Origin of the sequence: Mesorhizobium sp. M0854, assembly GCF_040319815.1 — a bacterium.
Taxonomy (GTDB): Bacteria; Pseudomonadota; Alphaproteobacteria; order Rhizobiales; family Rhizobiaceae; genus Mesorhizobium.
Window position 1 is genome coordinate 1 of sequence record NZ_JAMYOL010000043.1, and the last position, 17671, is coordinate 17671.

Sequence of the window (17671 nt, forward strand, 5' to 3'; positions counted from 1 at the left end):
CGCCCGTCGCTTCACCCGCCCAGCAGGGCACAACCCACGCCGGAAACGAACTCAAAACTGGATAGAAACTGGGGGCAACGTCACCTTCACAGCCGGCAATCCGTCAACACCGCCTGCATTACAGTTGCGATTTTGATTTAAGGTGAGCTTGTTGTGCAGCGGCCTGATGTGCTCGTCGCCAAAGTGACCAGGCGATGATGTATGAAGGTTCAATGCGAGCCCGTGCGAGCTGCGTGGTGATGCGGCGGATTTCCTGGATCGACCAGCGGATTAATTGCCGGTCTTGCGCCAGCTTCAAACCTGCCGAGTGCCGAAACTACTTCAAGGCTGCCGGATATGACCCTGAGTAAGTCGAATCTGCTCTAGTCACCTGAATCTAAAATTCGCTGCATAAGGTCTGTTCGGCCTTTTGGCAGAAGCGCTTGACTGATGAGAGGATTTCGTCGGCGGATTTGACCCAGCGATAGGGCTTTGGGTTCTCATTGTGCCGCTCAATGAAGGTGCGGATGTCGGCTTCGAGTTGGCTAGTCGAGGTGTGGACGCCGCGGCGCAGCTGCTTGCGGGTGAGTTCGGCAAACCAGCGTTCGACCTGGTTGATTCAGGATGCCGATGTCGGCGTGAAGTGGACATGGTAGTGCGGCCGTCGCGCCAGCCATGACCTGACCAGCGCGGTTTTATGAGTCGCGTAGTTATCCATGATGATGTGGACGTCGAGGTCCGGCGGAATACTGGCATCGACCTGCTTCAAGAAGTCCAGGAACTCGGTGGCCCGGTGCCGTTTGTAGCACTTTCCAATAATGAAGCCGGAGGCGACGTCGAGCGCTGCAAACAGCGAGGTCGTGCCGTGCCGGACATAGCTATGTGTCCGGCGCTCGGGGATGCCCGGCATCATCGGCAGCAGCTGCTCACGGTCGAGCGCCTGAATCTGGCTCTTCTCGTCGACGCTGAGCACGAGCGCCCTATTGGGTGGCGACAGGTAGAGCCCGACGATGTCGCGCACCTTGTCGACGAACAGCGGATCGCTCGACAGCTTGAACGTCTCCGAGCGGTGCGGTTGCAGCCCGAAGGCGGTCCAGATCCTGCGGATCGTCGTGTGCGAGAAGCCGGTCGCACCGGCCATCGATCGGATCGACCAATGGGTAGCATCGTCGGGCGTGGAGCGCAACGTCCGCTCGATCACGGCGGCGACCTGATCGTCATCGATCGTCCGGGGCCGGCCTGGCCGGGCTTCGTCAAGCAGACCCTCCACGCGATCCTTGATGAAGCGGCGCCTCCACCAACTCAGCCGCAACGGCCTTGCTGGGAAGGCCGTCGGCGCAACGAAGAATGATCCGGCACCGCTCGGACATGGATCGCGCCACACGCTGCCGACGCACCTGTCGTTCCAGATACTCGCGCTCATCCCGGCCCAGAACCAGAGGCGCCGTCGGTCGGCCTGTCGCGTTCGCCATCGCTGCACTCTCCATCCAATGGGCGCACAGCCTACAATGTAACGAATTTCAGTTCCAGATGACTAGGTAACGCCGCCGTCAAGAAAAGGCAGAGGCGCTCCCGCAAGCCACGTTGCGGGCCGGTTCGGATTGGACGACGCCCTACGTGAAAATTCGGGCCATTGGCGCTGTTTTACCCGACCATCGACAAGGGACACCCCTCTGTCGGGTTTGTCGCGCCTACGACAAATTGTGCCGGCCTAATTTCGCAACGCAAGATAGCTTAAGTGATTGATAATAACAGTAAACTTCATCCAAGGTTCTTTTTTGCGAAGTTTGGCACGATATTTGATGCTTTCATTGCGCGTCGCCAAGCTCTGCCCATCTAGGTGGGTCCGTCCACATAGTTTCAGCGATGCCGGGCCTGCCGACCACGGCTGCAGAGCAGCAGATGGAGAACATGTGGCTATTGAGAACACGCAAATGGAACGACTGCGGGCGGCTGCCGCCCCACAGACAATCGGTGGAGTAAACCTTAAGAACAGGAATTTCGATGATCGACGTCATGCCGCGACGTAATTTCCCGTCTTCTGAGCTACTTGGCCATCGAAAACCACTTGGAGTGGTCGGCGGAATGGGAAGCTTCGCGACTGCTAAATTCTTGGAGGTTCTGGCTCGCAAGAGCCGAGTTGAAAGAGATCAGGATCACATTCCGTTTATTTGCCTATCGGATCCCAACATCCCTGATCGTTCGCATGCAATTTCAATCGGCAGCAACGCCCCCTTGCGGCAAATTTTGGAACGCGCATGTTGGCTAGAGAAAGCTGGATGCGGCGCAATCGCTATCCCCTGCAATACTGCACATCTCTGGGCCACAGAGATTAAACAAGCGCTGTCAGTAAAACTGATCGATATGGTAGAGATCACACGACAAGCCATAGAGGACTCACGTGGCAGCGAAGCACATAACCTTCGCTCAATTTCCTTGGGAACGATCGCATCTATGCAAAATGGGCTTTACGCTGGACCAAATGAAAACGACTTCGGCAAAGAGTGTTTTTGCAGCCTCAACAAACTTCAGCTTGATACCATCAAGCTAATAGCTGACGTAAAGTCAGGGAAGGTGACAGAAGCACGGGACAATCTAACGAAACTTGTTCAAGCCGCCAGATCGTTCGACCCTGATAAAATTATCCTGGCTTGCAGTGAATTGTCAGCGATCTGCGGAGATCTGGCAGACGACAATGACATTGTGGACCCGATTAATATCCTTGCTGATGCTTGCATCGATTGGTGGATAGCAGAAAGCCAATCACCTCCGGACATGTTGGCCAACCGATCATGGGGTCAAAAACGATGACCGCTTTAATACTGGGGAATGTTGGCTGCGACTCTATGGCTCCATCAGCTCCATTGTTGTCGAACAACTATTTGCAGAAAAATGCAGCGGAGGCCAAAAGAATGATTTGGCTTGCGAAGAACGACGACATACTTATCACCCCAACGCCTGTATCACGACCATTTTTAGACTATGTTAATACCCTAAAGGGCGGAAGCAACATCGTTTCGCTAACGACTTCAGCGACGTCCACCAAGCGTCCGTTGCCGATCTCGAAAAATGACCTCGAGGCTGGCAGTCCTTTGTCCAAATCCCTGAGTTTGTTGGCTCCGAACCGCGTTTCGTGTCTGGAGCCGTATATCGCCGACGAAGTGTCTATTTGCATTGCAGGATTATTGGGGGATGTTCCCGTAACGTTTTCAAATCAGAACGTTCGGGCAAGTCCTGAAGCCACGCGTCGTTTTAACGACAAGGCAAAATTTCGTGAGTTTGCGCCGGATCTCGGCGTGCCGATTGCAAACGGCAGCGTCTGCGTAAACGCGCAGGAAGTGGTGGATGCTGTGTTTAGCGCCCTGTCGGTTTCCGATAAGGTAATTCTGAAGGTGGCTCGTCATTCAGGTGGTGATGGCAACTTCGTCATCTCGAAGAGTATCGAAAGATCGTTCCAGGGCGCGACGCGGGCGGTGTGTATTCGCGAAGCTGATGCCAGTTCCATACGGGCAGGGGTTCATGAAATAGGACTGATTGCGACGGAGAACGAGCCTGTAATCGTTGAGGCATATAGCGAAAATGAGTCTTCGGTAGGCGTACATTTCGACATTGGCAGAGACAGAGTAGAACTCGTAGGCGTCGCGTCAATCCTGTTCAATCCAGGGTACGGAGGTGCATATTGGGATAAATCGCTTGTTGATGAACTGCCTAAAAACGTTCTGGCTTGGTGTCAAAGTCTAGGTAACTATGCCCGTGAGGCTGGATATTTCGGTCCGCTCAGCGTTGATATCGTTAAGGCCAAAGGGGTCGAGTTCTTCGCATGTGAAGTAAACGGGCGACATGGAGGTTTCTCTTCGATCAGGGCCGTATCGAATTCCTTAGGGTTAGAACCCGATATCAAAAACGGTGAGCGCGTTGTCTTGTCGCGTACAGCCATCCCTATTGGCATTCGGTTTCCCGATCTCATTGATCTGCTTGAAAAAACACAATTGCACTACAATTCTGCTGCGAAACGTGGAGTAGTTGTGATGGTGGAGGGCTATGAAGATAACGGTCCGTTTGACTTCGTAATCGTCGGACGCGATCTGGGAGATGTTCGAGGCATAGAAAGCGACCTCATTGAACTGGCCGTGGGGAATATTGAGTACCATTCTTCACCCGGTTTATAATGAGGACGTCATAATGAGTGATGTTACAACTGACGTAGACAAAGAAGTCGGCAACCTTGTGCGCTTGGAGGAGCGTCGGCAACTATCCCAGATAAGCTTGGTCGCCTCTGAAAACTATTCCTCTCCTGCGATCAGGGGTTTTGAGGGAAGCATATTTGCCGACAAAAATGCGGAGGGTTACCCGGGTAAGCGGTGTGTCTCAGGTTGCGAATATGCTGACCGACTGGAAACGTTAGCGATCGAGAGAGCAAAATCTGCTTTCGGCTGCGAGCACGCGAATGTTCAGGCCATGAGCGCTACCATTGCCAATTTCGCGATAATGAATGAGCTTTTTCAGCCATCCGACGGACTAATGGCCATGCGGCTTCGGGACGGCGGTCACTTAAGCCACGGCGCCCCGTTTCATGCGAGCGGCCAAAATTTTCGATGGTGTTTCTACGGAGTGTCGGAGACCGACGAGCAACTGGATTATGATGAGGTCCGATCAATTGCGCTCGAAAATCGACCTGCGGCAATCATCTGCGGAGGTTCATCATATCCGCGACTGATTGATTATGAGTTGATGCATCAGATCGCACGAGAGGTTGACGCACTTCTTTGGGTGGATTTAGCACATACCGCCGGTCTTGTAGCGGGACGCGCGATCCCCTCTCCTTTCCCTCACGCCGACATAGTTACGACTTCAACGCACAAAACCCTGCGGGGACCACGTGGCGGCGGATTGATCTTATGTAACGATAGCTTGGCTAAACAAATTGACAGGGCAATATTTCCAGGTTTGCAGGGCGCGCCCAAAATGGACTTGATCGCAGCGCGGGCAGTTTTACTGGCCGAAGTACAGACTGCTCGATTTCAAGAGTATTCAAGAGATGTGTTGAGAAATGCGAAAGCCCTGGAGCGCGGCTTGGTTCATGCAGGGGTTGCGCTTGTTTCTGGCGGGACTTCCTCGCATCTATTGCTTCTCAATTTGTTGAGGTGTGGCACGACCGGAAGTGAAATTGAAAGCTCGTTGATAGAAGCTCAGGTGGTCGCGAATAAGAATCCGATCCCATTTGACACGCTTCCACCATCTAAGGCAGGCGGACTGAGAATCGGTAGTGCTGCACTGACAACGCGGGGGTTTGATGAGGGGCAGTTCTTTGAGCTTGGGGGAATGATCGGAAAGGTCGTTATGTCTGCCAGTGATCCTCATAGAGTGGCGGACTTGAGGTCTTTTGTCGAGCAAAACACACAGGGACTTCCTTTGTTCAATCGGAAGTGGGTGGCGTAGAAGGCGTAAAGCAGTCGAGTAGAATTGCTGGCATGGCGCAGCCCTCCGCCGATGTCCGTGCCGTGATTTAACGCTTGGCTTTAGGGCATGCGTGCTTATGTCACGAGGCAAAGAATTTGGGGCCCCGGCGGATTGGAAGGACGAAGAAAGTCGTCGATCTAGGTCGTGAACCCATAAAGGGTTGCGGAGTGAGCGGGCTCATGCTCTGACGGTGCAGCAAGCCGATCCGCGAGACACTGATGCGTAGCGAGAACGTCGAGATACTATCGGACAAGACCAATGCCGCTGTCATGCGGCATCCTGGTCGGGCCTTCCCCGGCGTTCTCGTTCAGGGTGACAGCCTTTATATTCTGTGTCAGCGAGCGGATCTGGCCTGCAAGGAAGTCGGGCGAGGTTCGCCGGGTTACGACGAACTGAATGATCTTCGCAACGCTCTGTGGTCATATCTCAACCATTATAAGGTTACACTGCTGGAGCACGACATAGCGCTTCCCTTCTCAGAACAGCAGGCACCCTGAAGCCGGCCTTTCAATATCGTCGCTGATGTGATTCAGCGGCTGTATGAGCCGATATGATCTGACCGACTTCGAATGGCGCGTGATCCAACCGCTCCTGCCCAACAAGCCGCGAGGCGTGCCGCGCGTGGAGGACCGCCGCGTGCTGAACGGCATCTTCTGGGTGCTACGATCAGGCGCACCGTGGCGCGACCTGCCGGAGCGTTATGGACCGCGCACGACCTGTTACAACCGCTTCGTGCGATGGCGAAAAGCAGGCGTGTGGCATCGGCTCATGGACGCTGTCAGTGCCGCGCATGACAGTGAAATCCAGATGATCGACAGCACTTCTATCCGGGCGCACCAGCAGGCTGCGACAGGAAAAAAGGGGATGCAGATCAATGTCTCGGCCGCTCCCGAGGCGGGCTCACGACCAAGATCCACGTGGTCGTCGATGCGTGCGGGCTGCCGATCCGGCTCGGCCTGACAGCAGGGCAAGCCCATGACGGGCAGATCGTCGATACACTCCTCGACCACCTCGGCCCGCGCGCCATCGTGCTGGCGGACAAGGCCTATGATGCCGACCGCATCCGGGAGCTGATCCAGCAGCAGGGTGCCACGCCGAACATCCCGGCCAAGCGCAACCGGAAGTGGAAGCTCTGCTTCAGCAAGCGGCTCTATCGCGAGCGCAACCTGATCGAGCGGTTCTTCTCCAAGCTGAAGCACTTCCGTCGCGTCGCCACCCGATACGACAAGCTGGCTGCCAACTTCCTCGCCATGATCCAGCTCGCTTCGATCAGGCTATGGCTTCGCGCTAATGAGTCTACGGCCTAGTCTAGGGTTTGGGAGCCTATCGGCTGGGTTCGGCCACGCCACGGCGCTACGGGCTATCGCGCTCTGGTTACGGCCCTGGCATCGGGAATACCCGGGCGGCGATCCTGGCGGTGCGGCTGCACCTGGCTTCGTGCCGCTGGCTGTATCACCGCCGGGGGCCGGGCCTAGTGAGACGGCGTCGCAGCTGGTCTGACGATGACATGCAGATGGAAGATCGGCTGCGAATGGCGATAGAGAGTCCATGTTAGCTGTCGGCCCGATCGCAGGCTTCATTAGGCCTGCAAGTATTCTGCGGGGCCTGGCCAGACAATATTAGCATGAGGAAGCAACGTATCCCTCCGGTGGGACTTCCGATTACCCACATCGTCGGCTTGATCCAATGGAGATGCCGAAGGGGATGTCGTGCAAGCGGGTCATGCCGCGCCAGACGACCATGTTGCCGGGAGCCGGATCATGTTTGCGGGCGAGATAGCCGCCAAGCATGGCGATTTGCAGTAGGTAAGCGGCGAGCGTGGGCCGTTGGAGGCGTGGTCGCGTTCGGGACGCGTCGATCCGGTTGAGCGCAGTGATCTCGGCGAAGGTGAGAACGCTGTCGGGCGCGGCGTCTGGCTTGGCGCGCGCCGACATCGTGACGAAGAATATGCGCCAGCTGACCACCGCGATGAGGGCGAGGAACTTCGCCAGCGGGACTGTCAGGAATTCTGTGCGCGAGGCCATGATGATGGAAAGGAGAGAATCATCACATGGCTATCGAGGAGGAACTCCTGGACCAGCTGCTTGCCGGTCGTGATCCGAACGAGGTTTTCGCCAAGGACGGTCTGCTTGACGACCTGAAGAAGGCGCTTTCGGAGCGCATTTTGAACGCCGAGCTCGACGAGCACCTCGAGGACGAGAGCACCGAGGGGAACGTCAATCGTCGCAACGGCCATTCGCGGAAGTCGGTGCTGACGGGCACATCGAAGATGACGCTGTCGATCCCGCGCGACCGGGCCGGGACCTTCGATCCGAAGCTGATCGCCAAATACCAGCGCCGTTTTCCCGATTTCGATGACAAGATCATCTCCATGTACGCGCGCGGCATGACGGTGCGTGAGATCCGCGGCCACCTGGAGGAACTCTACGGCATCGACGTATCGCCGGACCTGATCTCGGCCGTTACCGACGCCGTCCTGGAGGAGGTTGCCGAATGGCAGAACCGGCCGCTCGATGCCTGCTTTCCCTTGGTCTTTTTCGACGCGATCCGGGTCAAGATCCGCGACGAGGGCTTCGTCAGGAACAAGGCCGTATACATTGCGCTCGGCATCCTACCCGATGGCACGAAGGAGATTCTGGGCATCTGGATCGAGCAGACCGAGGGCGCCAAGTTCTGGCTGCGCGTCATCAACGAGCTGAAGAGCCGCGGCGTCGGCGACATTCTGATCGCCGTCGTCGACGGCCTGAAGGGCTTTCCCGAGGCGATCAACGCCGTCTTTGCCCAAACCGTCGTCCAGACCTGCATCGTGCACCTGATCCGTCATTCCTTGGAGTTCGTGTCCTGGAAGGACCGCAAGCCCGTCGTGCCGGCGCTGCGGGCGATCTACCGGGCCCAAGGACGCCGAAGCCGGCATGAAGGCCTTGAGGACTTCGAGGCCGGCTACTGGGGGCAGCGATATCCGGCGATAACGCAAAGCTGGCGGCGCAACTGGCAGCACGTCGTCCCATTCTTCGCCTATCCCGAAAGCGTGCGTCGGATCATCTACCCCACGGACGCCATAGAGGCGCTGAACTCCAAGCTGCGCCGCGCCGTCCGCACCCGGGGACACTTCTCGAGTGACGATGCGGCCATGAAGCTGCTATATCTGGTGCTGAACCAAGCGGCCGAGGAATGGAAACGCGCCCCGCGCGAGTGGTTCGAGGCCAGAACACAATTCGCCGTCGTCTTCGGCGAAAGTTCGTCAGCCAATGACGACAACCGGCCTCACACACAAGGTTCTTGACAGTCCTTCGCCAGCCTCTCGGCGGTCTCGAGCCTCGCCTCCTCGGCACGGCAGCCGGACTTCATGACCCTATGGAACACCTCCGCCTTTCAGCGCAGGGCATACCAGCCGAGCTTCTCAACCGCCGCGGAGAGATCGCCGACCGGCAAGTTGGTCACCAGCTTCCAGTCGATCGGCTCGCGGCCGGGCGGCGGATCCTCTTCGAGGGCGTGGATGTAAGTCAGAACCTGCGGACTGTAGCGCTTCTGCTTGCCCACGGGCGGCAAGGTTTTGATGGCGGCGAACTTCACCTGCAGGCAGGTCGTCTCGTCCTGATCGACAAATGCGATGACGTCCTGCCCAAGGCGCCGCCGCAACTTGGGCGAAGACGCGATGAGCAGGATCGTGCGGGGCAGCATCGGCAGGCCGCTCGGCCAGCCTGTTCGTCTGCACCCGCACGAGGAAGCTGGTGCCAAGGTCCTGCGCGGTGCAATAGAGCTCGTAGACGTCGCTCGGCTGCGCCAACGAGCGCGATGGACTGGCGCAGGTTCTCCAGCCAGCGGTAGCTCTCCTTCGTCTCGATCGGCACGCGCGTGGGATTGATGTGCCGCTTGAGCGCGAGCGTTCCCTAAAATTTCGTTCGGGCCCAGAACTTCACTGCCGTCAGACCGAGGGGTGTGCCGGTGAGGGTGACGGCCAGGCTCGAATGCATCAGCACCCCACACAAAGTCAGCACGTTGGGCTGCCCGGCCTGTAGCGCCGGTGGGAACCGCCTTGCGAAGTGCCGCGTCTGCCGTGAGTCTGCGCTCTTAAGAGTGGACTTAAGAGCGCATTGAGCAATCATGAGCGTGCAGTTTTGCTGACGGGACCGGAGCGGCGTCGGCGATGGTCGTTTCAAGATCGCGCGCAGATTCTGGCGGAGGCTTTCGCGCCAGGCTGCTTCCGACGGCCGAGCTGGATAAGCGAACAATCGGCGCGCTCAATGGGACAACAAAAGGAATCCAAAAACCTCGAAGATGGAGGGAGTGGACGTTGATCTGCGGTGATCGGCCCGACGCCGGGCGCGCTCATCAGCCGGACCGCTTTCGCCGGTCAAGGGATATGGGCGCGCATCTGGGCTTGACCCCGGCACGTTATCAATCCGGTGAAACGGACATTCAGGGCAAGGTAAGCCGATGCGGCGACGAACTCGCCCGCACGGCCCTCTATGAGGCGGCGCATTCGCTGCTTGTGCTCAGCAAGAAGTGGTCGAGCCTCAGGGCATGGGGCATGAATGTCGCCAAACGGCGCGGGATACCGATAGGCCGGGTCGCGGTTGCCCGCAAGCTCGCCGTCATCCTGCATCGCATGTGGAGCGATGGAACCGCGTTCCGCTTTGGCAAGGAAGCCGGCGGCCCCGCGTCGGCATGAAATAGGATAACAGATAAACGAAGAGGAACATACAGACAGTGATTTACCCGAGAGGGTGATCCGGATCGTTCCCGTGGGGACGATGGGCAAGGCGATCTCGTTGGCAGGCTAGGTCCTGGATAGATTCTCCCAAGGTCGCTCAACAGATTGAGACGCCTCGCTCTCCTGACCCCATCATGCGGCGGCCCGGCGCCGACCGCGAAGAGAAGCGAGTGACCCACGGGGCGACATCGTCCGGAAAAGACAGGAAAAGCTTGACCTCACCGACCCCAATCAGAGAAGCCTGCTAGAGCAGACTCGGATGACGATCACCGACGGCCGTGAAGTGTTCGCCAAGGCTGTGGAGATGATGACTGCCTGCTCACAGGACGCGCTTACTGCTGCCCGAATGCGACCGCAGGACATCGACCGGTTCGTGCCGCATCAGGCCAATGCCCGCATTTTCGATGCCGTCGGCAAAAACCTCGGCATAGCAGATCAAGCAATCGGCAAAACCATCGCCGAATACGGCAACTCGTCGGCCGCGACGATCCCGCTCTCCCTGTCGCTGGTCCATCAGACGGAGCCGCTTCGATCGGGCGAAAAACTCCTTCTGGCGGCAGCGGGTGCGGGTCTCAGCGGCGGTGCACTCGTCGTCGGAATTTAGCCAGGCACGGGTTGCTAAGGACGGCTCATTCACGTTGGAGAGGACAACGGATCAATGCGAAAAATAGTCGCCGGCAAGCTACACGGCATCCACGTCACCGAAGCAAACCTCAACTACCACGGTTCGATAACGCTCGACCCTGACCACTGCGAAGCGGTCGGTATTTTGCCCATGGAGTTCGTGGAGATATGGAACAAGAATTCCGGTGCGCGGATTTCGACCTATGTCATTCTGGGCGAACGCGGCTCGCGGTGCTGGATCCTCAATGGTGCTGCCGCCCGCACTTGCCAGCCCGACGACGAGATCATCGTCTGCAACTCCATCTATCTGGACGAAGCGCATATCACCTCGCTGAACCCTCGGGTGGTCACTTTCGACCAGGACAACCACATACTCGACCGCCTGAGCTACTCCGTCGATCTCGACGCATCTGGCCGTTACGGTTTCTCGATCCTTGACGAGGCGAATGAGCCTTTGTTCATCCCTGCCCTGGTCTCGGGGGCGTGACTTGGCCTCCACATGTGCGAGAGGGGCACCGGTTTGACCGTGACGCAGGCGCTGACCAGACATCTTAAAATCCAGAGCTGTTTGTCGATCTGGCCGGTGTGCCCAATCGGAATGCGCAGGAAGCCACGAAGCGCTTTTCAGTGTTTAACCCCTCGACAGGCGAATTGTTGGCGCAACTTCCCGATATGGACGCCGCGGATGTTTCCAAGGCGATCGACAAGGCTGACTCTGCGCAGGAACATTGGGCGGCCCTCACCGCGCGCGAGCGCTCCGACATGTTGTGGGAATGGCACCAATTGATCCTCACCCACAGCGAGGATCTTGCGGCCATTTTGACGGCTGAATGGGTAAACCGCTTGCAGAGGGGAAGTCCGAAATAGCCCACGCCGCAGCCTATCTCCAATGGTATGCCGAGGAGGCCAATCGCATCTATGGCGAGACGATTTCGCCGCCGTCTAACGAACGACAGGCGTATGGTGGTGCGCGAGGCCAATGACACCGTCTACGCTCTTGCAGCCTACTTCTACGCCTCCAATCTCAAGCGTGTCTGGCGCGTTGCCGAAGCCCTCGAATATGGCATGGTTGGCATCAATACGGGACGCATGTCCTCCGAGGCCGCGCCCTTGGGCGGAATGAAGCAATCAGGATTGGCCGGGAGGGGTCGCGCCACGGCCTCAACGATTATCTCGAAATGAAATACCTCTGCATGGGAGGCCTTTAGCACCGCAGCATAGCCGGGCCTATCGACAGCTCCGTTGCAGCTGCAGGCGACCCGATCATCCGGAGCCATGGCGTTCGAGTCCGGCCCGGAGCCGGCGCGCGTTGTTAGATGTCCGCCCATCCCTCTGCATTCTCGAGAATGGCGATATCGATCCTGTCGAGCGGCATTTTTCGTCGTTCCTGCGATAATTCTGCTGTTTTGCGCAAGAATGATCGAGCCGCGCACCTTAGCGCAAGCGCATTCGCAAACACCTGCGCAGCGATTCATGGTTCACTCCACCAATACAGGGAGTGAGCCCAAAAGGGCCTGGATCAGGAGAAGAAAATGCGCGTCGGCTGCCCCAAGGAAATCAAAAATCACGAATACCGCGTCGGGCTGACGCCGGGCTCGGTCCGCGAATATGTCGCTCATGGCCACGAGGTGCTGGTCGAGACCGGCGCCGGTGCAGGCATCGGCGCCGATGACAACGCGTATCGCGCCGCCGGCGCCACGATCGCCAAGACGGCCGCCGACGTGTTTGCCAAGTCCGGCATGATCGTGAAGGTCAAGGAGCCGCAGCCCAACGAATGGGTTCAGCTCCGCGACGGCCAGATCCTCTATACCTATCTGCATCTTGCCCCGGATCCGGAGCAGACCAAGGGCCTGCTGGCCTCCGGCGTGACCGCGATAGCCTACGAGACGGTCACCGACGAGCGCGGCGGTCTGCCGCTGCTAGCACCGATGTCGGAAGTCGCCGGCCGCCTGTCGATCCAGGCGGGCGCAACGGCGCTGCAAAAGGCCAATGGTGGCCGCGGCGTGCTACTTGGCGGGGTGCCCGGCGTGCTCCCCGGCAAAGTTACTGTGCTCGGCGGCGGCGTCGTCGGCCTGCATGCTGCACGGATGGCGGCCGGGCTTGGCGCCGACGTCACCATCATTGACCGCTCGATCCCGCGCCTGCGTCAGCTCGACGACATCTTTGGCGGCCGCGTCCACACCCGCTACTCGACCGTCGAGGCGCTGGAGGAAGAATGTTTTTCGGCTGACATCGTCGTCGGCGCCGTGCTGATCCCGGGGGCAGCAGCGCCCAAGCTGGTGACGCGCGAAATGCTGTCGGGCATGAAGAAAGGCGCCGTGCTGGTCGACGTCGCCATCGACCAGGGCGGCTGCTTCGAGACCTCGCACGCCACCACCCATGCCGAGCCGACCTATGAGGTCGATGGCGTCATCCACTATTGCGTCGCCAACATGCCGGGTGCGGTGCCGGTCACCTCGGCCCACGCGCTCAACAATGCGACGCTGCATTATGGCCTGCAGCTCGCCGACAAGGGCCTCAAGGCGCTGGTAGACGACCACCATCTGCGCAACGGGCTGAACGTCCACAAGGGCAAGATCACGAATCGCGCAGTGGCCGAAGCGCTCGGCTACGAGCTGGTCGAGCCGAAGGCCGTGCTGGCCGCCTGATTCCAGTTACAACCGTTTCCTCCCGTCTCGCCCGCCGGTTCGTTCCGGCGGGTTTTTTGCCGCCGATTGGCCAGAGGCGTCCTCCCCTCCCCTTTCCGTCAATGTCCGCGGTGAAGCTCGTCGGCGCGACACGCTGGTCGACGATGAAGCTGAACGCCTGTCGGAGCGGCGAGCCTGCTCCGTCCTCAGTCGCAAGATGATCCGCTACCAGTCCCGTTGTTAAACCCCGTCGCCATTCCTGAGAAAACGTCGGGCAACCAACACTTACTGTCGTGTCTGTCGAATCCGCGACACGTTTTCGGCCTGGGTGCCTGCTGCGCTCCGGGTCAAGTCATTGTGCAAAACTCAGAAAAATATTTCTAAGGCTCTGGAGTGCGCAATTGGCATGACTTTTGAGGAGTCCTCTTCGTGAAACGCGACACGCACTGGTGTTCGCCTGGGAGGATTCGGATGGTCACTTATAGCCAGAGCTTCTCGGAGCCGCGCAACGTCCAGTTGCCGCGAATGACATTCCGAAGACCGGCGGAGATTAATGCAGCCGATGTATGGGAAATAATCGCGAAGTGTCCGCAACTAGACCGCAACTTGCTGTATTACGAGCTGCTGCTTGCAGTGATTTCGCCGTCACCTGCGTGGTGAGGTGGTTGGTTGGTTGTCGGCCTACCCGCGGCCGAGCGACCGCTCCACGGTCTGCATTTGGAATTGCTGTGCAATCTAAGCTACGCAAAATGCGCTTGGGCGGCCCATCGAACGCTCCCTTACCCCCACAACCGTTCCCGTGGGTCTTCCAAGTCAATTTTCAAACGAGGAAGCAACGATGATTGTCCAAAGTGCACCAGATGGCGGGGACGAATTTGCGATCTTCAACCATCTTGAGTCCGAAGTGCGCAGCTACGCTCGCAGCTTTCCCGTCGTTTTCGCGAGGGCACGGGGAGCTCAGCTGTTTGCGCGAGATGGCACAGCTTATCTCGACTTTCTCATGGGCTGTTCAAGTTTAAACTATGGGCACAACCCCCCTGCGCTGAAGTCCGCGCTCGCAGATTACATTGCGGGCGACGGCATCACCCATAGCCTCGATCTGTATAATGAAGCCAAGGAATCTTTTCTGCAGGAATTCCACGAGACGATCCTTAGGCCGCGACAACTAGACTACGTCGTACAGTTTCCCGGTCCGACCGGCACCAACGCGGTCGAGGCCGCCCTCAAGCTAGCGCGCAAGATCACCGGTCGGGCCAACGTCATAGCGTTCACCAATGGCTTTCATGGCGCGAGCCTTGGCGCTCTCTCCTGCACCGGTAACCGATATCACCGCGCTGCCGCCGGCCAGCTGCTCGGCGGCGTGAGCCGGCTACCCTATGACGGCTATCTTGGGTCCACTGTAGACACGGCCGATTACCTTGATCGCCTGCTCTCGGACCCCTCCAGCGGCGTAGACGCGCCGGCGGCAGTGATTGTCGAGACAGTTCAGGGCGAAGGCGGCCTGAATGTCGCCGGCACGGAGTGGCTGCGCAAGGTGGCGGTCATTGCGCGCAGACATGGAGCACTGCTGATCGTCGATGACATTCAGGCGGGAGTTGGCCGGACCGATGCATTTTTCAGCTTCGAAGCTTCGGGTCTCCGTCCGGACATCGTCACGATGGCCAAATCGATATCGGGCTATGGCTTGCCAATGGCCATCGTCCTAATTGACCGACAACTCGACAAGTGGGCGCCCGGAGAACACAACGGCACGTTCCGCGGCAATTGCCATGCTTTCGTGACCGCCCGGGCAGCCCTTGAGCACTTCTGGCGGACAGACAGCTTTGCGGCGTCCGTCGAGGAGAAAGGCAATCTGCTGAAAAACCGCCTTGAGCAGATCGCGCAGAAGTACGACCCGAGTCGTGTGTCAGTTAAAGGCCGTGGCATGATGCGAGGCATCGATCTGAAGTCTGGCGAGGTTGCCGGTCAGGTCATCAGGACTGCCTTCCAAAAGGGCCTCATTGTCGAGACCGCTGGTGCCCATAACGAGGTGGTGAAGTGTCTGCCACCTCTTGTCATTGGCGAGGATCAGCTTAGCCAAGGTCTCGACATCCTCAAGGACGCGATTGAAAGCGTGATCGGCAGCTTGGGACAGGGCATGGCTAAACTCAGCCGGAAGAGGGCACGCGATTGCTGACCTCTTCCAGCGTAGGGAGCCTTATCGGTATTTTATGGGCTGCCGGTCGAGACATGCCGAAGTGGGCGGTGAAGCCGGTCCAGCGCTCGACCTGCGACAAGACATCGGTGATGCGCGTCGTCGGCACAAGTCCGTAGTAGTTCAGGGCAAGCCGCCTGCCATCGTCACGTTCGGCAAGATCGGTCTTCGGTTCCTTCGGAAAGCGCAGTCGGTCGCCGGTGAACAGCGCAGGATCGCCGTTGGGCAGACCTCGCGATACGCCGAGCAGCGCGGCGTCGAGTTCGGCCGCTCGCGCGTCGAGCCACGCATGGGGATCGGAAATCTGGCCGATCTGCGACGGGGTCGCGTCCGCGCTCGGTGCGAGCAGCGTATCCAGCGAGCGGTGCAGTCGAGAAGTTGGCACCCAGATACCCGCGCGGAGCGGTGCGGTACCGTTGCGCCCCTCGAACGAGAACGCCCTCAGGAAGCGTGGCCCTGACCGTTTGAACGCTCGATGTTCCGGCGCGATCTCGCTGATCGCATTGCCTCGCCCCGGTCTGGTAGTTCGCCGGATGAGAACAGCGTCGGCGTCGATCGTGTCGGGCGAGGCGACTGCCGCGACCGCTGCGGCAATATCACCACCGGCACGCGCGGCCTTGCTGACTGCCTCCAACACCCCGGCGACACGGATCAGCCGGTCACGACCCTGGTCGGCAGAGGCCGCGATTGTCTGCTCGATCCGCTTGCGGGCACGCAGATGCGCGCGCCCGATGAGCGAGCCGAACATGCCGATCGCCGCGTCGGTCAGCGTGGCCTCGATCTCCCGCAGCGTCGCCACGAGAATGACACGTCGCGGCGCCGGCCCCGTCTGCTGGAAAGCCTGCGCGGTGTAGCGGGTGCCTTCGCGCGCAAACTGCGCCAGTCGCGATTCGTACCGCCCGTCGGTGACAACGGCATTCGCGCCAGTGCCGCGAACGAGCTCTATCTTGTCGAGGATGTCGACAAGCCAAGCGGAGCCGACGCGCGGGGCGGGATTCTCGCAGCCAGGAGAACCGAGTTTGCCGATCGTGAGTCTTCTCGGCGACGAGCGCATCCAGTCGGTCGTTGGTCGCCGTGTCGAGACACTCATCGATACCAGCGATGACCCGGTTCTCGGCCGCATGCATCGCCTCGGCCGCCATGCGCTCGACGAGGCTGATGCGGGAGATGACGATTTTGTGGGCACGGAGTTCCTCAAGGAACCTGTTCAACAGAACGCGCCCGTCGGTCAGGCCTACACCTTCCCCCTCCAGCCACGCGCGAAGCGTTGCACGTACCGGCTTTGCTGAGATCGATGAAGCCGAAACGCGCCTTGATGGCGAGCAGTTGGTCGTACCGTGTGGGCATGCGCCGCGCGAAGCCGGTGATCACCTCGGCATCGACCGCGATCTGCTCGGCGATGTGATCGAGCATAATAGCGGGAAGCAATTCGCCGCGACGAAGGTGGCGCCCCGGATAACGCAGGCAGCAGAGTTGCAACGCGTAGCCGAGCCGCGTCTCTGGTGTGCGGGCGCTGTTGACGGCAGCGAGGTCGTTCGCATCCAAACTGTGATGGCGAATGACCATCGCCTCGGTGTCGGGCAGCGCCAACTGGGTCGCTCAGGATCGGTCATCGAAATGCGTGCGGGCATTGATCATCCCTTCAAAAACCACTTGCCTTTCGGTGCAGCTTTGCAAGAGGATTGTGAAAGGCTTGGAGCCGCAGCTGGCCGTTGTGGCCGATCGGCTTCCGCAGACGGCCGTTTGCGAAAGGACCGGATTGAGCTCCGCACCCTATCTCATCGGCTATGCCCCCGTATCGAAGGGCGACGACCAGTCGAACGCTGCGCAGCTGCGCGCGCTCAAGGTCGCGGGTTGCAATCGCATGTTCGAGGAAGCCGCCAGTGGCGGCCGATGGGACCGGCCCAAGGTCCAGGAAACGATCGGCCAGCTCCGCGACGGCGATGTCGTCGTGACCTGGAAGCTCGACCGATTGTCGCGCAGCCTTAAGGACTTGCTGCACCTGATGGGGAACATCGAGGCGACGGGTCCCGGGTTCCGTTCGCTGACCGAGGCGATCGACACAACGACGCC

The 17671-nt window shown here is 59.2% G+C and carries 14 protein-coding genes and 5 pseudogenes; 13 read left to right on the top strand and 6 right to left on the bottom strand.

Annotated elements, in window-relative coordinates:
• Positions 1–376: 376 nt before the first annotated feature.
• Together NKH99_RS30585 and NKH99_RS30590 are read right to left on the bottom strand one after the other, a co-directional pair.
• Positions 377–1451, bottom strand: a pseudogene (locus NKH99_RS30585) (IS630 family transposase).
• 336 nt (positions 1452–1787) lie between these two features.
• The gene (locus NKH99_RS30590; RefSeq protein ID WP_353017557.1) at positions 1788–1997 is read right to left on the bottom strand and encodes a hypothetical protein; all 210 of its coding nucleotides are present in this window, start codon (positions 1995–1997) and stop codon (positions 1788–1790) included.
• On the opposite strand from NKH99_RS30590, the gene NKH99_RS30595 reads away from it, so the two are divergent.
• The 5 genes from NKH99_RS30595 (at position 1984) to NKH99_RS30615 (ending at position 6746) form a co-directional block, all read left to right on the top strand.
• Positions 1984–2790, top strand: a complete 807-nt coding sequence (locus NKH99_RS30595) for an aspartate/glutamate racemase family protein (RefSeq protein ID WP_353017559.1) — start codon at positions 1984–1986, stop codon at positions 2788–2790. The two genes, NKH99_RS30590 and NKH99_RS30595, sit on opposite strands and share 14 nt — an antisense overlap.
• On the top strand, positions 2787–4148 hold the full coding sequence (locus NKH99_RS30600; RefSeq protein WP_353017561.1) for a preATP grasp domain-containing protein: 1362 nt from the start codon (positions 2787–2789) through the stop codon (positions 4146–4148). The genes NKH99_RS30595 and NKH99_RS30600 overlap by 4 nt, the downstream gene beginning before the upstream one ends.
• A 13-nt stretch (positions 4149–4161) precedes the next feature.
• Positions 4162–5418: a serine hydroxymethyltransferase gene (gene glyA, locus NKH99_RS30605; RefSeq protein WP_353017563.1), complete on the top strand. Its 1257-nt coding sequence runs from the start codon at positions 4162–4164 to the stop codon at positions 5416–5418.
• Between the two features lie 239 nt (positions 5419–5657).
• On the top strand, positions 5658–5936 hold the full coding sequence (locus NKH99_RS30610; RefSeq protein ID WP_352458679.1) for a DUF6959 family protein: 279 nt from the start codon (positions 5658–5660) through the stop codon (positions 5934–5936).
• A gap of 43 nt (positions 5937–5979) precedes the next feature.
• A protein-coding gene (locus NKH99_RS30615) for an IS5 family transposase (protein WP_353017565.1) occupies positions 5980–6746 on the top strand; the annotation gives its coding sequence in 2 pieces (ribosomal slippage) (positions 5980–6292 and positions 6292–6746; 768 coding nt in all).
• Between the two features lie 354 nt (positions 6747–7100).
• On the opposite strand, the gene NKH99_RS30620 is transcribed toward NKH99_RS30615, so the two are convergent.
• Positions 7101–7463 carry a hypothetical protein gene (locus NKH99_RS30620; protein WP_353017567.1) on the bottom strand — a complete coding sequence of 121 codons (363 nt, stop codon included), beginning with the start codon at positions 7461–7463 and terminating at the stop codon, positions 7101–7103.
• Between the two features lie 26 nt (positions 7464–7489).
• On the opposite strand from NKH99_RS30620, the gene NKH99_RS30625 reads away from it, so the two are divergent.
• Positions 7490–8722: an IS256 family transposase gene (locus NKH99_RS30625; protein WP_353017569.1), complete on the top strand. Its 1233-nt coding sequence runs from the start codon at positions 7490–7492 to the stop codon at positions 8720–8722.
• Between the two features lie 89 nt (positions 8723–8811).
• Here the strand turns inward: NKH99_RS30625 and NKH99_RS30630 are convergent, their stop codons facing one another.
• Entirely contained in the window at positions 8812–9120 is a 309-nt protein-coding gene (locus tag NKH99_RS30630; RefSeq protein WP_353017571.1) for a hypothetical protein, read from the bottom strand.
• A 652-nt stretch (positions 9121–9772) separates the two neighbouring features.
• Between NKH99_RS30630 and NKH99_RS30635 the strand changes: the two are divergent.
• From NKH99_RS30635 to ectB, 6 genes and pseudogenes are all read left to right on the top strand, one after another.
• Positions 9773–10111: pseudogene (locus NKH99_RS30635) on the top strand (transposase); the annotation flags it as partial.
• 286 nt (positions 10112–10397) lie between these two features.
• Positions 10398–10757 (top strand): annotated as a pseudogene (gene bioZ, locus NKH99_RS30640) (3-oxopimeloyl-[acyl-carrier-protein] synthase BioZ); the annotation flags it as partial.
• 54 nt (positions 10758–10811) lie between these two features.
• Positions 10812–11264 carry an aspartate 1-decarboxylase gene (gene panD, locus NKH99_RS30645; protein WP_353017573.1) on the top strand — a complete coding sequence of 151 codons (453 nt, stop codon included), beginning with the start codon at positions 10812–10814 and terminating at the stop codon, positions 11262–11264.
• 12 nt (positions 11265–11276) lie between these two features.
• Positions 11277–11985: pseudogene (locus NKH99_RS30650) on the top strand (aldehyde dehydrogenase family protein).
• Between the two features lie 324 nt (positions 11986–12309).
• Positions 12310–13425, top strand: coding sequence for an alanine dehydrogenase (gene ald, locus NKH99_RS30655; RefSeq protein WP_353017575.1), 1116 nt, complete (start codon positions 12310–12312; stop codon positions 13423–13425).
• Between the two features lie 817 nt (positions 13426–14242).
• Complete coding sequence (gene ectB / locus NKH99_RS30660) at positions 14243–15580, top strand: diaminobutyrate--2-oxoglutarate transaminase (RefSeq protein WP_353017577.1); 1338 nt, start codon at positions 14243–14245, stop codon at positions 15578–15580.
• On the opposite strand, the gene NKH99_RS30665 is transcribed toward ectB, so the two are convergent.
• Both NKH99_RS30665 and NKH99_RS30670 read right to left on the bottom strand, forming a co-directional pair.
• A complete protein-coding gene (locus NKH99_RS30665) occupies positions 15552–16688 on the bottom strand; it encodes a hypothetical protein (RefSeq protein WP_353017579.1) in 1137 nt (378 codons plus the stop codon). The two genes, ectB and NKH99_RS30665, sit on opposite strands and share 29 nt — an antisense overlap.
• A 104-nt stretch (positions 16689–16792) precedes the next feature.
• Positions 16793–17188, bottom strand: a complete 396-nt coding sequence (locus NKH99_RS30670; protein WP_353017581.1) for a DUF4158 domain-containing protein — start codon at positions 17186–17188, stop codon at positions 16793–16795.
• On the opposite strand from NKH99_RS30670, the pseudogene NKH99_RS32855 reads away from it, so the two are divergent.
• Positions 17157–17615: pseudogene (locus tag NKH99_RS32855) on the top strand (recombinase family protein); the annotation flags it as partial. The gene NKH99_RS30670 and the pseudogene NKH99_RS32855 sit on opposite strands and share 32 nt — an antisense overlap.
• Positions 17616–17671 lie beyond the last annotated feature (56 nt).

What these genes read in the sequence shown, in the direction of transcription:
- NKH99_RS30665 (WP_353017579.1), bottom strand. Translation starts at nt 16,688, where the DNA reads ATGAGTGTCTCGACACGGCGACCAACGACCGACTGGATGCGCTCGTCG.
- NKH99_RS30590 (WP_353017557.1), bottom strand. Translation starts at nt 1,997, where the DNA reads ATGACGTCGATCATCGAAATTCCTGTTCTTAAGGTTTACTCCACCGAT.
- panD (WP_353017573.1), top strand. Translation starts at nt 10,812, where the DNA reads ATGCGAAAAATAGTCGCCGGCAAGCTACACGGCATCCACGTCACCGAA.
- glyA (WP_353017563.1), top strand. Translation starts at nt 4,162, where the DNA reads ATGAGTGATGTTACAACTGACGTAGACAAAGAAGTCGGCAACCTTGTG.
- NKH99_RS30630 (WP_353017571.1), bottom strand. Translation starts at nt 9,120, where the DNA reads ATGCTGCCCCGCACGATCCTGCTCATCGCGTCTTCGCCCAAGTTGCGG.
- NKH99_RS30625 (WP_353017569.1), top strand. Translation starts at nt 7,490, where the DNA reads ATGGCTATCGAGGAGGAACTCCTGGACCAGCTGCTTGCCGGTCGTGAT.
- NKH99_RS30620 (WP_353017567.1), bottom strand. Translation starts at nt 7,463, where the DNA reads ATGGCCTCGCGCACAGAATTCCTGACAGTCCCGCTGGCGAAGTTCCTC.
- NKH99_RS30595 (WP_353017559.1), top strand. Translation starts at nt 1,984, where the DNA reads ATGATCGACGTCATGCCGCGACGTAATTTCCCGTCTTCTGAGCTACTT.
- ectB (WP_353017577.1), top strand. Translation starts at nt 14,243, where the DNA reads ATGATTGTCCAAAGTGCACCAGATGGCGGGGACGAATTTGCGATCTTC.
- NKH99_RS30610 (WP_352458679.1), top strand. Translation starts at nt 5,658, where the DNA reads ATGCGTAGCGAGAACGTCGAGATACTATCGGACAAGACCAATGCCGCT.
- NKH99_RS30600 (WP_353017561.1), top strand. Translation starts at nt 2,787, where the DNA reads ATGACCGCTTTAATACTGGGGAATGTTGGCTGCGACTCTATGGCTCCA.
- ald (WP_353017575.1), top strand. Translation starts at nt 12,310, where the DNA reads ATGCGCGTCGGCTGCCCCAAGGAAATCAAAAATCACGAATACCGCGTC.